Genomic DNA, 13485 nt, shown 5'->3' on the forward strand with positions numbered 1-13485 from the left:
GCGCCCGACCCGGCGCCTTTTTCCAACTTTGTTCTGGTATCACCGCCCAAAAACAGCATTCGGCGTCCAGGTGAACCTTTCGCCCTTTTTACCCGACTTCATCATCAGGCAGGATGTTCCAAGCTTTTGGAAATAGATGATCTTGAGCGGGTACCACCCTGCCTTGGGCACTTCGACTTCGGTCCGCTGGTTGGCCTCACAACCCTGAATACCCGTGACATAGCCTATATTTTGGCCTCCGACGAATGCTTCTATCCCGTCATTCGACCAGGTTTCCAACTCGTAAACCCCAGGCGAGTCGAACCGCATATATCCCGTAATCTCGGCAGCAACATTGTAAGCGCCGTCGAATGTCATGACATTGTCACCCTGACTGGTGTCCCTGTAATCCAGTCCCTGCAGCGGTTGCCCAGGCTGCGCTTTGGACAGCATGCTTTTTGCCTGACTCAGATCGCGGATCTTCTTGTGTTGATTGCCTGTGCCAATGTACTTCACATTCAGCCCCGCCTTCGGAGAAGGCTGCGGGTTGGCAGGTTGCAGTTTCAGCGGGGCAGACAAGGCGGCCCCGGCAACCACTGACAAGGCAACTGCGGCCGCCACTGTTCGAACGCGTTTCATCGTAATCTCCCTGTTTGCGTGCCGTTCTGGCTGGGCGTATCCCAAGGCAACGTCATTTCCATGACTTTAGGCTGTGAGTTTTCGCCCTGCAAGAGAGTGTGCCTTCACAATTCAAGGCGTCACGCCCGCAAATTCTTGGGTGAATCCATAACCACATAGGATGTGATCGATGTGACATGCGGCAAGGTCCCCAACACCTCGGTATGGAAGGTCTTGTAAGACGGCAGGTCTGCACATTCGACCCGCAGCAGGTATTCGATTGTTCCCGTGATGTTGTGGCATTCGACAACTTCCGGGGCTAGTTGGAGCGCGCGTTCAAACCCCTCCTGCGCGGCCTTTGTATGCTCGCCCAGCCCTACACCAATATAAGCGACAAAGCCGATACCCATCGCCGTCGGGTCCAGAACTGCGCGATAGCCTGTGATCACCCCGGCCCTTTCAAGCTCTTGCACGCGGCGCAGGCAGGCCGAAGGGGAAAGGCCCACACGCTCAGCCAGATCCAGATTGCTGATCCGTCCGTCACGGGTCAGCTCCTGCAATATCTGGCGGTTTATTCTGTCATTTTTCATCATTGATTGCACAGCTACAGGAAACACGCACAAAAAAGCAATTTCATTTGCCGCAGAGCGGACAATACTTCGCGCCATGACTTATGACATCCTGATGGCCCTGATCGCCTTTGCCTTCGTAACCTCGATCACACCGGGGCCGAACAACCTGATGCTGATGGCTTCGGGGGCAAATTTCGGCTTTCGACGTTCGATTCCGCATATGCTGGGCATTGGGCTTGGCTTTACCTTCATGGTGCTGCTCGTCGGATCTGGTCTGGTGCAGGTCTTTGATCGGTATCCCGTCAGCTATTCGATGCTGAAAACCCTGTCGGTGATTTATCTGCTCTATCTGGCCTGGAAGATTGCACATGCCGCGCCGGCAAGCAGCGCAGAGGTGACTGGAGTGCCGATGACATTCCTGCAAGCCGCAGCGTTTCAATGGGTTAACCCAAAAGCCTGGGCCATGGCCCTGACCGCCACCACGGCCTATACACCGGATCGGACGATGTATGCGATTGCCATCGTTGCGTTTGTCTTCGGGGCGATCAACTTACCGTCCGTCAGCACATGGACCGTTCTGGGACAGCAGATGGCGCGGATGCTGACAAACCCGCGCCGATTGGTTGTCTTCAACTGGACAATGGCTGTGCTGCTTGTGGTTTCGCTCTACCCCGTGCTTTGGCCGGAGTGAGTTTCCCCATAAGTCGATTTCAGCGATTGTTCTGCTGGGCATGTCGGGAATGTGCTGGCAAGAGAAAGAATCTCTTAATCTGATCAACGGCTTTTGACATGAACGATGCCGCTTCAGTGTCATCTAGTTGCATCTGAGGCCAGCCGGCGGCATATAGCTAGGAAATTTCACGCAGATGAGGCGTCATGACCCAGTATCTGGATTTCGAAAAACCGCTGGCCGAAATTGAAGGCAAAGCTGAAGAGCTGCGCGCGCTGGCCCGTGCCAACGAAGAAATGGATGTGGCCGAAGAAGCCGCCGCACTGGATGCCAAAGCCTCCAAGCTGCTGGATGAACTCTATCGCGACCTGACACCCTGGCGGAAGTGCCAGGTGGCGCGTCACCCGGAGCGCCCGCATTGCAAGGATTACGTGGACGCTTTGTTCACCGAGTTCACCCCGCTGGCCGGTGACCGGAACTTTGCCGACGATCTCGCCGTTATCGGTGGTCTTGCGCGCTTTAACGATCAGCCGGTGATGGCGATCGGCCACGAAAAGGGCAGCGATACCAAGTCGCGGATCGAACGCAATTTCGGGATGGCCCGACCTGAAGGGTATCGCAAGGCCGTGCGCCTGATGGAGATGGCCGGGCGTTTTGGACTGCCTGTCATTACCTTGATCGACACTGCTGGCGCCTATCCGGGCAAAGGAGCAGAGGAACGCGGCCAATCCGAGGCGATTGCCCGGTCGACCGAAATGTGTCTGAAAATCGGCGTGCCGCTGGTTTCGGTCATCATCGGCGAAGGCGGCTCGGGCGGCGCTGTGGCGTTTGCGACCGCAAACCGCGTGGCGATGTTGGAGCATTCGGTCTATTCGGTGATCTCGCCGGAAGGCTGCGCATCGATCCTGTGGAAAGATGCCGAGAAGATGCGTGAAGCGGCCGAGGCGCTGCGTTTGACCGCTCAGGATTTGCACAAGCTGGGCGTATGTGACCGGATCATCCCGGAACCCAAGGGTGGCGCACATCGCGATCGACCGGCAACGGTTGAGTCGGTGCGCGCGGCCATCACCGCCATGTTGACTGAACTGGACGGCAAGGATGGGGCGGCCCTGATAAAGGACCGCCGTCAGAAATTCCTTGATATCGGGTCGAAGGGGCTGGCGGCGTAACCGTCAGCCACCCAACCTGCGCAACAACGCAACCGAAGGCTCACCTGTCACGGGCAGACCGTTGGCGCTTTGATAAGCGCTGATGGCTGTGGTGGTGTTGTTTCCGATCACGCCATCTGCGCCTTGCGTGTCATACCCCGCAGATGTCAGGCGGCGCTGCAATTCCTTGCGGTCGTCCAGCGTAAGCCCACTTGCATCCGGCCCGAAGGAGGCCTGAAACGGCGCCCCGCCCGCGATCCTGTCCGCCAGATGACCGACACCGATCGCGTAGCTGTCCGAGTTGTTATAGCGTTTGATTACCTGGAAATTGCGGAACACGGCGATGCGGGGGCCCGGTATTTGCGGCTGCAACACGGCCACCGGAGTACCGGAAACACGCCCCGCCTCTCCGCCCCAGGGTTGGCCCCGCACCCAACCTGCACGCGCCAGATATGCCGCTGTCGAGGCCAGCGCATCTGTCGGATCATCTGACCAAATGTCGCGCCGCCCGTCGCCGGTGAAATCCACGGCATAGGCAAGATACGAGGTCGGAATGAACTGCGTGTGCCCCATCGCCCCGGCCCAACTGCCGGTCATGTTGGCAGGCGTGGTATCGCCGTTCTGAAGGATCTTCATCGCCGCGATCAACTGACTTTCAAAGAACTGCCCACGCCGGCCATCATAAGCAAGCGTCGACAGAGCCGATACAACGGGCACATCACCGCGGCGCGCGCCGTAACGGCTCTCCAGCCCCCAGACGGCCACGACGATTTCCTTATCCACGCCATATTGCGCCTCGATCCGCGACAGGGTGCCGTTATGTTGCCGCAGCATCTGCTGGCCGGTGCTGATCCGTTCGTCCGAGGCCGCGATGGCTAGGTAGTCTTCGAGGCTGCGCTTGAATTCGACCTGATTTCGGTCGCGTTCGATTACGTCGGGCAAATACCCGGCCCCCTGAAAGGCGCGGTCAACGGTTGTCCGGGAGATCCCCTGCGACGCTGCCCTGCCCTTGAAACCGGCAACCCAGGCATCCCACCCGGCATTAGGAACAGCCCGCATCCGGGTTGCAGGCGTGCCGGACGGAGCGGCACCGCCTGTACAGGCGGCCAAAAGCGTTGATCCGAGGCAAATGGAAAAAGTCCGGCGAGTGATCATGGTTTGGGTCTGCTCTTGTTTGTGATTTGCCGCAAGAGTAACCCAGCCGGGTTGCACAGGCCAGAACAGTGACACCTTGGACGGGCGCTTTGACGATGTCGGCAGGAAGCCGCTCAGCTGACCAGCAAACGCAGCCCCTGCGTCACATCCGAGCGCACTGCCAGCCGCAATCCCGGCTCGTCCCCGGCCTTGAGCGCCGCAATGATCAGCTTGTGATAATGTGGCGGCTCTGCGCGCCTGAGACGTCCGTAAAGCGCCCGCATCGTTGGGCCAAGTTGCAGCCAGACGGTTTCAGCAATGGCCAGCATCGCAGGGGCCTGAGCGCGCAGATACAGGGTTCTGTGAAATTCCAGGTTTGAACGGATATAGCCAACCGCATCCCGTTTGGTCACCATCTCGGCAACTGTCATGTTGATGCTCTGCAACCTATCGATCAGGGCCATGTGTGCCCTGGGCAAGGCCCGGCTTGCCAGTTCGACCTCAAGCAAGGCGCGCAAGGCAGCCAGTTCCTCAATCCGGTCATTCGTCAGCTCCGGGGTCGAAACCCGGCCCGATGTGGACAGGAACAATGCCCCTTCTGCGGCCAGGCGGCGGACCGCCTCTCGCGCCGGAGTCATTGAAACACCAAATTCCTTGCCGATGCCCCGCAGGGTCAGGGCCTGCCCCGGTGCCATCTCACCATGCATGATCCGGGATCGCAGCGCCCGGTACACCCGGTCATGTGTTGCGGTCTGGGTTTCGGAAGGGCGCGCGGTCAACATATGCTCATGTGATCACAAAAAGGCGCCACGTCAACTCGGCTCTGTGTCAAATCTGTAGCGATGCAACTCGGCCCCGTTGTCGCGCAACCAACGGCGGGGCGGCTGATACGGGCCAAAGATCTTTTCAACCTGCGCCCAGAAGGCAGGCGAGTGGTTCATCTCGGCAAGATGTGCCACCTCATGCGCCGCGACATAGTGCAACACGTCAGGAGGTGCCAGAATAAGGCGCCACGAAAACATCAACCCGCCATGCGAGCTGCACGACCCCCAACGCGACCGCGTGTCACGCAGGCTGAGTGTCGTGTACGAACGCCCCAGCATAGCTGCATAATCATCACAGGCGCCGGTCAACCGGTCTCGCGCCAGTTCCTTCAGAAACCGGCCCAGTCTGCGGGCCTCGGCCCCTGTCGGCACGGCAACCTCATCTGCATTCAGCATAACCCGCCGCCCGGTGGCAGGGACGATTCGGCGTGCTTTCCCCTCGATCGGGATCACTTGCCCAAACTGCACGGTGGCCATATCGGGCCGACCCTGAAGATGCTGCCGGATCCACTCTTCCTTGGTGCGCGCAAAGCTCAAGGCCTCGGATTCCGGCACGCCATTCGGGTAAGTCAACGTGACGCGCCCATCCAGCTGGGAGATTCGCAGGCTGATACGCCGCGCCCGAGCCGATTTGCGCAATCTCAGTGGCACCGGCGGTGTCCCTGGCAATGCGTGCTCTCCCATATCGCGACCTCTCTTGCGCAAAGACTTTGACAGTGCCCTCTGCCTGTGGCAGGTGAGCTGAATCATTTAGACGACTCACCTGATATCAAGGGGATTTGACATGCCCAAGGAAGAATGGGGCGTAAAGCGTGTTTGCCCGACAACTGGTAAGCGGTTTTACGACCTGAATAAAGACCCCATCATCAGCCCCTACACTGGCGAGATTGTGGAGCTTGAAACAGTCAAAAGCCGCATGATCGCGGCGGATGCGGAAGACGCGGCTTCGGTCAAAGCACGTGAAAACACGGCGGATGACGATCTGGTTCTGGACGATGATGATAGCGTCGACGTGGATTTGGATGACGATCTGCTGGACGACGATGATGACGACAGTGATGACGTTTCACTGGACGACATCACCGACATGACGTCAGACGACGACAACTGATCAAGTAAAAGGCGATCCCCTGGGATCGCCTTTTACTTGAGAGGGACAGCCCGGACGGAAATTCGCGTCCAATTCCAATTTTGGACTTGCACTCGCAGCCGCTGTCTCCTAAACGTCCGTCCACCATACCGATGGTACAATGATGGGGCCTTAGCTCAGTTGGGAGAGCGCTTGCATGGCATGCAAGAGGTCAGGGGTTCGACTCCCCTAGGCTCCACCAAAACCTAACAGAACAACTAGATAGCAAGCATTAGAGCGGTGTGACACACAGGTGTGACACAAAATGAAGCTGCATGCGTACCTCTCACTGTCTAGACACGGCATATATTACTTCCGTTGGCCCCTGCCCGACACAAGACCAAAACCCCACACTGGACCAAGCACCACACATCGGACAGTGCATTGGGCTATCGCCCACCAGCCCCGGAAACCATCATTCCAAAGGATCAGAGGCCGACGATGCACTAACAATCAAACTGGACTAGTCAGATGAGGCTGTTCACTATCAACAGCGGCCTCGTGATCAACAAACATAAACTGGCTAGACTGGTTGTTTGCGAGTGCGTCCTTGCAAAGTAGCTTACTCAAACGCCCCACAACGAGCTTCGCCGATAGCGTCATGGTGAGGTCCATAGCATCCCTCTGCACCATGGCCGTGCCAGTCACCGTGGTGATGCCTGTCCGTGCATGCGGCCATAGCTATAAGTATAGCCAAAAACGCCACCGTTCTCCGGGTTGCTTTTATGCTGTTGCTCTGACCCATTTGCGAAGCACCTTACCAACAATTTGGCAACCTACGCTTTGACACAAGTCAACACTCAACTGCAACGTCGTCCACATCACTGCAGTTAGGGGTTTAGTACGAAGGACCTTCTCATGTTGCTAGCTACGAGGAGGCGGGCCCAAAAAGCTCGAAATTAAGTTGGTCACAATCCATAATTATAAACGTGATGGCGTTGTCATGCTTGGTCTGCTGCAGTAGCGTCCTGAACCATGGTCATCCGACGATACTCAATTGTGCTACTAGTCAGCGTTCTGGTCACCCTGACCGGTTTTGGCACCGTTGTTCATGCGCTATCAGATGGCTGCATCGGCCTTCACTGTGAAAGCCACATGCAATCAACAGAACACGCTTCCGTGGCTAAAAATAGCATCGATAAGTCGTCCCCAAACAGCCACCATGACCCGGACAGTTCAGGAACCGGCGAGTGTAATCCCTCTATCTGCCAAGCCATTGTTTTGCTCGCCCAGAACGGAGAAGCCGCGCAGGATCAACGTGAAATTGATCCAGAGTTTCAGATTGGAACTCAAGCCAAGCCGATTGAACCGGATAACCCATACAAGCCCCCTGACCTTTGAAGCAGCGTAAATCCTTGCGAACATCTGCGACCTGCGCGTGCCGCTGTTCGCAATGAACCGCAGCACTATAAGCTTCCAAAATGTCAGGACCAATCCATGAAAAAAAGTTACTTACTAGTCGGCGTATGCACCGTCGCTGCCGTCGCCGCTTTCATAACCCTTCGGCCCGGTTCAATCGAAGAGACTACGCCGCAGGAGGCACTTGAAGGCGATGCTATGGTCGCAATTCAGATGCCGTCAATTGAGGGCAATGCTGTAATCGGTCAGCGTGTCTTTGATGTCTCCTGCGCTACTTGCCACGGCGTCAACGCGGTCGGAGTAGAAGGCGCAGGACCGCCTCTGATCCACAAGATATACGAGCCCAGCCACCACGCTGACGAAGCCTTTCAGAGGGCGGTTTCACAAGGTGTAAGAAGCCATCATTGGCAGTTTGGTGACATGCCGCCGGTCGAAGGATTGACGCGAGGCGACGTTGCCATGGTGATCGCGTACATTCGTGAAATCCAGCGTGCTAATGGAATAAATTGAGGACAGAACCATGAAGAAGATCATAACGCTCGCAATCATGGCTGCTATTCCCAGCGGGGTACTGGCGCATTCCAAGGCCGAAGAAACGACACCTGCCAACGGGGCTACTGTAACCTCTGTGCCCGCCGAAATTGGCCTCAGCTTCACCAAGGACATCCGGTTGACACGGATTGAGATGGCCCATGAAGAGCAAGCGGCGATACGCTTGGATTTGGGGGACCAAACAAGTTTCCGTCAGGTGTTCACGATCCCATTGCCGGGCAATGGAACCGGCACCTATGTCATCGAGTGGCGTGGTTTAGGTAAAGACGGCCATGCGATGCAGGGCGAATTTTCCTTTTCCGTGGAATGAGCATGCCAGACATTTGGGGAGTTGTCGCAATCCTCGCAAAGCTGGTGCTCTACATCGGCTTTGCTGGGTCCACCGGGCTTGTCGTCGTGAAGTGCCTCTATTCCGAACTAGTCGCGCCGATAAGCCTTGCGATGAAACGCCAAGCCATGGTCTTGGCGTGGCTTTCCCTCGCAGCAACGGTATTTGGCTTCATGCTCCGAGGAGCCGCCTTAACAGGCGGAGTTGACGGCATGGTCGATCCAGAGATGCTTGGCTTGCTTTGGCAAACATCCGTAGGCGACGTACTTGTTTATCGCCTTGCAGGCGCAGTGTTGATCCTTGTGGGACTGTCTGTTCCTCGCTTTGGCCTATGGATCGCGCTGTTGGGTGGCGCATTGGCCATGTGGTCCTTTGCACAGATCGGACATGTGCCGGAACTGGAGAGTTTTGGTGTCCAACTCTTGCTCCTGTTGCATCTTCTATGTGTAGCCTTTTGGGTGGGTATCTTTAGCCCGCTGCGGGGTATGGCTCTCATGCCTGAACACCTGACAGATGCTGCTGAACTAGGGCACAGGTTCGGACAAGCTGCTGCACTGATTGTGCCAACGCTGGTCGCGGCGGGTCTCTGGATGGCTTGGTTGTTTGTTGGCAATCTCCAAGGGCTCTTGTTCACTAGCTACGGTCAGACTCTGTTGCTCAAAGTGTTCCTTGTGGCGCTGTTGTTGATCCTCGCCGCTGCCAACAAGCTCCGATTTGTTCCGGCCTTACAAAGCGGAGAGGCTAAAGCAGCGCAACGCCTCGCCCGATCTATCGAGGTTGAGGCAATAGTCGTATTTGCGGTTCTGGCGACAACGGCGACACTCACCAGCGTACTAACGCTTCCGAGTTAAGGTAGGTAGAGATGAACAAACACCTGTATGCACTCGCTATATGCAGTATTGGTACTAGCGTCGCTGCAGATCATGAGTTGTTAGACCGGGACCTCGCGAATGGGCAAAAACTCTACGCAGAGTACTGTGCCTCGTGCCATGGAGTTAATCTGGAAGGCCTACCCGACTGGCAGACACCCGGCGATGACGGAGTGTTACCCGCCCCACCACATGACGTGACAGGGCACACATGGCACCATGATAACCAGCTACTGTTCGAGTATACCAAACTAGGTGGGGCAGACGCATTGGCAGCACGCGGTATTAAAGACTTCAACAGCGGCATGCCGGGCTTTGAGGGCACCCTGACTAACGACGACATATGGGACGTGCTGGCTTACATACGCTCCACTTGGCCTGACGATGTTCAGCAAATGCAGGCTAGTCGCAACCTTCCTCATCAGTAAAGGGCAGTAGTCTGGTGTCGGTTTGGGTATACACAGTTCAACGTAGCAGGTTGAGTGCTTCTAAGTGTGACACTAAGGTGAGACACTCTGTAAACCAGCACACTACAATAGTGTTTACTATCAGGGCATTAGGCGTTCGGCAGCGTTTCCCCCAGGCTCCGCCAAAACCTAACAATACAACCAGTTAGCAAGCAATAGAGCGGCGTGACACACAAGTGTGACGCAAAATGAAGCTGCATGCGTATCTCTCACTGTCCCGACACGGCATCTACTACTTTCGTTGGCCCCTACCCGACGCGGCACCAAAACACCGCACCAGACTAAACACCCCGCGTAGAACCTTCGTGTTTCATTGCGTACTAGATGCCCTAATGAGACTGGTACTCTGGCACGGCGTCTTGCAGTGTGCGGTGACACAATAGCAAGGCACATAGAAGCATCGGGCACGAACCACGGCGAACTCCGCACAAAGGTGCATGAGCACTTCACTTCCTACATTGGCATCCAAACCCGTTGGAATGACCCTGACTTCTTTTTGTGACAATCAGCGCAGATACGCAGATCAGTTGCCGAAAGCGCCTGTTCCTGCTGATCCGCCACGTGGCGAACGCGGATGCGCTTGGGCAAGCGAGCCTGTCTGCTGGGCCGCGCTACACCCATTCCGACTTCACTCAGCGCCGTGTAATTGTCATATCAAAGAAAAATGCAGCATCAAACCGACCCTGATTGGAATGCACGGTTTTGCCACTGGTAAATTCCTTCGAAAAACTCTGAGTGACCGAGAATGGTACAACTCGGGTTTTTCCAAACAGGTATCCCACGTTTCCTGAGATCCGCAGTTTTCCGTTGTCAGACAGCGATGCGCGAAACTTTTGCGGACGCGACGCACCGGTTCCAGTATTGTCTTGAGCACTAATAAGTTGAAACCCGGCGGCCGATTTGCGGTACACCACTCGCAGCATTGTTTTAGGCTTTTCGTTGGCAAGTTCGCCGCCATTGTAACGTGGGTCCGGTCGTCTTTTGAATTCGATGACATAGTCACCATAGAAGGCGGTTTGGGCGTTCTCGTTTGGGGGCGACTTGGGTACGGCCACCAGTATCTGAGGGTCTGCTTGTTGGTCGCTTTGCGCGGATGGTTCTGGTTTTGCTACATTTTTCAGAAAGGCGTAGCTTTGTGCTGTGAGGTATCCGGTTCTTTCTGCGCCATTTTGCCTCTGAAACTCTTTCAGAGCTTCACGGGACCGAGGCCCGAAGATCCCATCCACTGATCCAACTGAAAACCCAAGCGCGTTCAGGCCGCGTTGAATGCTCCGGTATTCGTTTCGGTTCAGATTCAGACTGGCCTCGATGTCCGAATTCGAGCGTGGCAACGGTGCAGGCGCGTCTAGGCGGCTTTCGGTTCCAGGGGGTGAAATCGTCGTTTTCGGCGTGACGAGTGTGGCAATCTTCCGATTTGTGTGTCCGACCACATCCGTAACCTGTTGAGAATATTGCCCCGCGCGGGTGTCTGGATACAGCTGCGCGATCAGCTTTAAAGCGCCCTGCTTCGCGCTTTCGTCTTCCAGCTGCATGGCCTCGCCCAGAACACGTTGCGCCGACCGCTCGCGCTCATCGACAGGGCGAACGACATTGGCAGCATCTGCAGTGGCATCGTCACTTTTGATTGGCTCTTTGAGTGCTGCTGGGACAAGGAAAATGTCATGACCGGGCAGAGACCCATAGGTGAATGGCTCCTGATACCCATCTGTAAGTTCGTAAACTGTATCCCGCACCTTCCGGAACATCTTCCCAAGCTCCAACCCGGGTACCTCGATATGTTCAAGAAAGGCCTCTGCATACGGGCTGTTGCGACCGTCACCATCCAGCGCCAAAGTCCCGCCTCGCGCTGAATACCCGACAAGAACCCCACTGGGATCGATGCGGCCTAACCCTTGACCAATTGATCGGGTTGCAGTGGTTCGAACCATATCGCTCACGAACGGGTTGTTCCGACACGCATCCACTATGACCAGCTTCAAGCCTTTCGCGGTCGAAACGGCGTTGAGCACCGTATCCAGACGGATTGCCTCGAATTCTACGTCCTTGTCACTCCTGAGTTCGGCATTGGTCGGTATCAGGTAGTTTGTGTTGTCGATTTCGATCCCGTGACCTGCAAAATAGACTAATACCATATCCGCATCGACTACATCCTCAGAGAAGTCTCTTAAGGTCAGGCGCATTTCGCGGTAGTCGAGGTTTTGTTTTGCTGTGACATGAAAGCCGATCCTCTTGAGGGCGGCAGAAATATCCTGGGCGTCATTGGCTGAGTTTGGGATGTTTGACACATGCTCATATCGTGCATTTCCAATTACCAAAGCCACACGTTTTGCATGAGGCGTTTCCGCAAGTGCTGCGTTCAGTCCGAACATCAAAACGAAGCTCAGATATATCCACGATCCAAAGAAGCATTGGTGCAATTGGCGCGTTAACATGGCAAAATCGTCCACTGAAACCGGACCTAATATAGCATAAATGGAGTTTATGGGCGACGTTGTTGTCAAACCAACTGCTTCACTTGGGCCTTGTGTGACGTCAGCACCCACCGGACAGATTTAGGGGTTTGAGCAACGGAGGATTTCTGGTTCTCCGCAATATCACCCGCACGATCGCGGCTTACTAACGCACGCTTGTCACGCCCGATACGCCCTATGATCGCTTTGTGAAAGGCGAGGATGCGGCGCTGTTACAAGCAGATTTGCGCGGCCTCGTGCTTTTCGACAAGATCGGCTGCCGAAACTGCCATATCGATGCCGCGCTCTCCACAGCGGGCACTGAAAAGCCACTTGGGACTTACCGAATATTCCCGGTGTTTCGGGACGGCAATCCCTATCTGGTAAAATACGATCTGCTTCTTGAGGAGCGTCCCGTCCGGTTTCGCGTGCCCTGCCTGCGCAATGTCGCGCTGACCGCGCCCTATTTCCACAATGGCTCGGTAAGCGATCTGGAAGAGGCGATCAGAGTTATGGCCGTTTCTCAGTTGGGACGCACCCTGAGCGATGATCCTTTGGCAGACATCCACATTGTGGCCGCGAGCGCTGAAGACACAGTTCCAGGGCGGAACACGGACATGCTCATCAATCGCGCAGTGAGCCGACAAGAGGTGTCTGATATTGGCGAATTCCTGCGGTCACTCACGGTGGCCACGCTTCCCGATTAGGTTTTTTGCATAAAGAAGACCCGTAAAGGGGCATTGGATCGATCAATCGACTTTGCCGGTTTCGATTTTGTTGGGGATCGCGATGCCCACCGCTCAGGTTAAACGACATGTGGGCTACATTCTTGGAGTACGCTCCGAGACGATATTCTCGATCGCATCGGCAAGGTGGACGTCGGCAATCGCAAGATCACCACGTTCAACGCGCAGCCTGTGCGCTTCGGCCAGAACGTCACCATGAGTCGCACCTTCAGGCGGCTCAAAGCGGTAACTCGCAAGCTCGATCCTCAAACCCAACGGATCGTGGAAATAGATCGAGTTCATGAAGCCCCGGTCTTTGATTGGCGTGTGCTTGATACCCCTCTCGTCAAGCCGTTCCTCGACCTGCATGAGAACCGAGCGTGACACCGCGAAGGCCAGATGATGAACCGCGCCAACCTGATCCCTGAGCAAACTGCCGGACGGTTTTCGATCTTCATTGGTGAACACCGTGATCGTCTGGCCGTTACCAGCGGCAAAGTACAAGTGACCCTGTGAATGATCGTCCAGGTTTGGTTGATCGAAGATAAGCGAAAACCCGAGAAGACCCTCCCAGAAGTCTATTGACGTTTGCCGGTCTGCACCAGTCAGGGTGATGTGGTGAATGCCCTGTGCCTGCAATTTGCGCATGTTGAGTTTCCTC

16 protein-coding genes and 1 tRNA gene are annotated in these 13485 nt (G+C 55.8%); 10 read left to right on the forward strand and 7 right to left on the reverse strand.

The genetic code is table 11. From position 1 onward, the window contains the following. Nucleotides 1-39: 39 nt before the first annotated feature. Nucleotides 40-618, reverse strand: a complete 579-nt coding sequence (locus AC2FLZ_RS02240) for a PA14 domain-containing protein (protein ID WP_480473959.1) — start codon at nt 616-618, stop codon at nt 40-42. 119 nt (nt 619-737) lie between these two features. Further along, nucleotides 738-1190: an Lrp/AsnC family transcriptional regulator gene (locus AC2FLZ_RS02245; protein ID WP_496881676.1), complete on the reverse strand. Its 453-nt coding sequence runs from the start codon at nt 1188-1190 to the stop codon at nt 738-740. 73 nt (nt 1191-1263) lie between these two features. Between AC2FLZ_RS02245 and AC2FLZ_RS02250 the strand changes: the two genes are divergently transcribed. Both AC2FLZ_RS02250 and AC2FLZ_RS02255 read left to right on the forward strand, forming a co-directional pair. Then, on the forward strand, nt 1264-1860 hold the full coding sequence (locus AC2FLZ_RS02250) for a LysE family translocator (RefSeq protein ID WP_496881677.1): 597 nt from the start codon (nt 1264-1266) through the stop codon (nt 1858-1860). Between the two features lie 185 nt (nt 1861-2045). Next, entirely contained in the window at nt 2046-3008 is a 963-nt protein-coding gene (locus AC2FLZ_RS02255; protein ID WP_496881678.1) for an acetyl-CoA carboxylase carboxyltransferase subunit alpha, read from the forward strand. Between the two features lie 3 nt (nt 3009-3011). Here the strand turns inward: AC2FLZ_RS02255 and AC2FLZ_RS02260 are convergent, their stop codons facing one another. From AC2FLZ_RS02260 to AC2FLZ_RS02270, 3 genes are all read right to left on the reverse strand, one after another. Then, on the reverse strand, nt 3012-4142 hold the full coding sequence (locus tag AC2FLZ_RS02260) for a lytic murein transglycosylase (protein WP_496881679.1): 1131 nt from the start codon (nt 4140-4142) through the stop codon (nt 3012-3014). Between the two features lie 113 nt (nt 4143-4255). After that, on the reverse strand, nt 4256-4903 hold the full coding sequence (locus AC2FLZ_RS02265; protein WP_480473964.1) for a GntR family transcriptional regulator: 648 nt from the start codon (nt 4901-4903) through the stop codon (nt 4256-4258). Between the two features lie 30 nt (nt 4904-4933). Then, nucleotides 4934-5629 (reverse strand): M48 family metallopeptidase, encoded by a 696-nt coding sequence (locus tag AC2FLZ_RS02270; protein ID WP_496881680.1) that lies wholly within the window; start codon nt 5627-5629, stop codon nt 4934-4936. Nucleotides 5630-5729: 100 nt separating this feature from the next. Here AC2FLZ_RS02270 and AC2FLZ_RS02275 point away from each other — a divergent pair, with 100 nt between their 5' ends. The 7 genes from AC2FLZ_RS02275 to AC2FLZ_RS02305 all read left to right on the forward strand — a co-directional run bounded on the left by AC2FLZ_RS02275 (nt 5730) and on the right by AC2FLZ_RS02305 (nt 9610). Next, nucleotides 5730-6056 carry a TIGR02300 family protein gene (locus tag AC2FLZ_RS02275; RefSeq protein WP_480473966.1) on the forward strand — a complete coding sequence of 109 codons (327 nt, stop codon included), beginning with the start codon at nt 5730-5732 and terminating at the stop codon, nt 6054-6056. A 144-nt stretch (nt 6057-6200) separates the two neighbouring features. Beyond that, a tRNA-Ala gene (locus AC2FLZ_RS02280) sits at nt 6201-6276 on the forward strand. A gap of 797 nt (nt 6277-7073) precedes the next feature. Further along, complete coding sequence (locus tag AC2FLZ_RS02285; RefSeq protein ID WP_480473967.1) at nt 7074-7415, forward strand: hypothetical protein; 342 nt, start codon at nt 7074-7076, stop codon at nt 7413-7415. Between the two features lie 96 nt (nt 7416-7511). Further along, nucleotides 7512-7943: a c-type cytochrome gene (locus tag AC2FLZ_RS02290; protein ID WP_480473968.1), complete on the forward strand. Its 432-nt coding sequence runs from the start codon at nt 7512-7514 to the stop codon at nt 7941-7943. A 10-nt stretch (nt 7944-7953) separates the two neighbouring features. Further along, nucleotides 7954-8295 carry a copper resistance CopC family protein gene (locus tag AC2FLZ_RS02295; RefSeq protein WP_480494746.1) on the forward strand — a complete coding sequence of 114 codons (342 nt, stop codon included), beginning with the start codon at nt 7954-7956 and terminating at the stop codon, nt 8293-8295. 2 nt (nt 8296-8297) lie between these two features. After that, the gene (locus AC2FLZ_RS02300; protein WP_496715113.1) at nt 8298-9164 is read left to right on the forward strand and encodes a CopD family protein; all 867 of its coding nucleotides are present in this window, start codon (nt 8298-8300) and stop codon (nt 9162-9164) included. Between the two features lie 11 nt (nt 9165-9175). Then, a complete protein-coding gene (locus AC2FLZ_RS02305) occupies nt 9176-9610 on the forward strand; it encodes a c-type cytochrome (protein WP_496881681.1) in 435 nt (144 codons plus the stop codon). A 671-nt stretch (nt 9611-10281) separates the two neighbouring features. On the opposite strand, the gene AC2FLZ_RS02310 is transcribed toward AC2FLZ_RS02305, so the two are convergent. Beyond that, nucleotides 10282-12018 (reverse strand): caspase family protein, encoded by a 1737-nt coding sequence (locus AC2FLZ_RS02310; protein ID WP_496881682.1) that lies wholly within the window; start codon nt 12016-12018, stop codon nt 10282-10284. A gap of 290 nt (nt 12019-12308) precedes the next feature. Here AC2FLZ_RS02310 and AC2FLZ_RS02315 point away from each other — a divergent pair, with 290 nt between their 5' ends. Beyond that, nucleotides 12309-12806 (forward strand): hypothetical protein, encoded by a 498-nt coding sequence (locus AC2FLZ_RS02315; protein ID WP_496715117.1) that lies wholly within the window; start codon nt 12309-12311, stop codon nt 12804-12806. A 114-nt stretch (nt 12807-12920) separates the two neighbouring features. Here AC2FLZ_RS02315 and AC2FLZ_RS02320 read toward each other — a convergent pair whose 3' ends face one another. Beyond that, the gene (locus AC2FLZ_RS02320) at nt 12921-13472 is read right to left on the reverse strand and encodes a VOC family protein (protein WP_209505961.1); all 552 of its coding nucleotides are present in this window, start codon (nt 13470-13472) and stop codon (nt 12921-12923) included. Nucleotides 13473-13485 lie beyond the last annotated feature (13 nt).

Source organism: Ruegeria sp. YKSF131 (assembly GCF_059612645.1).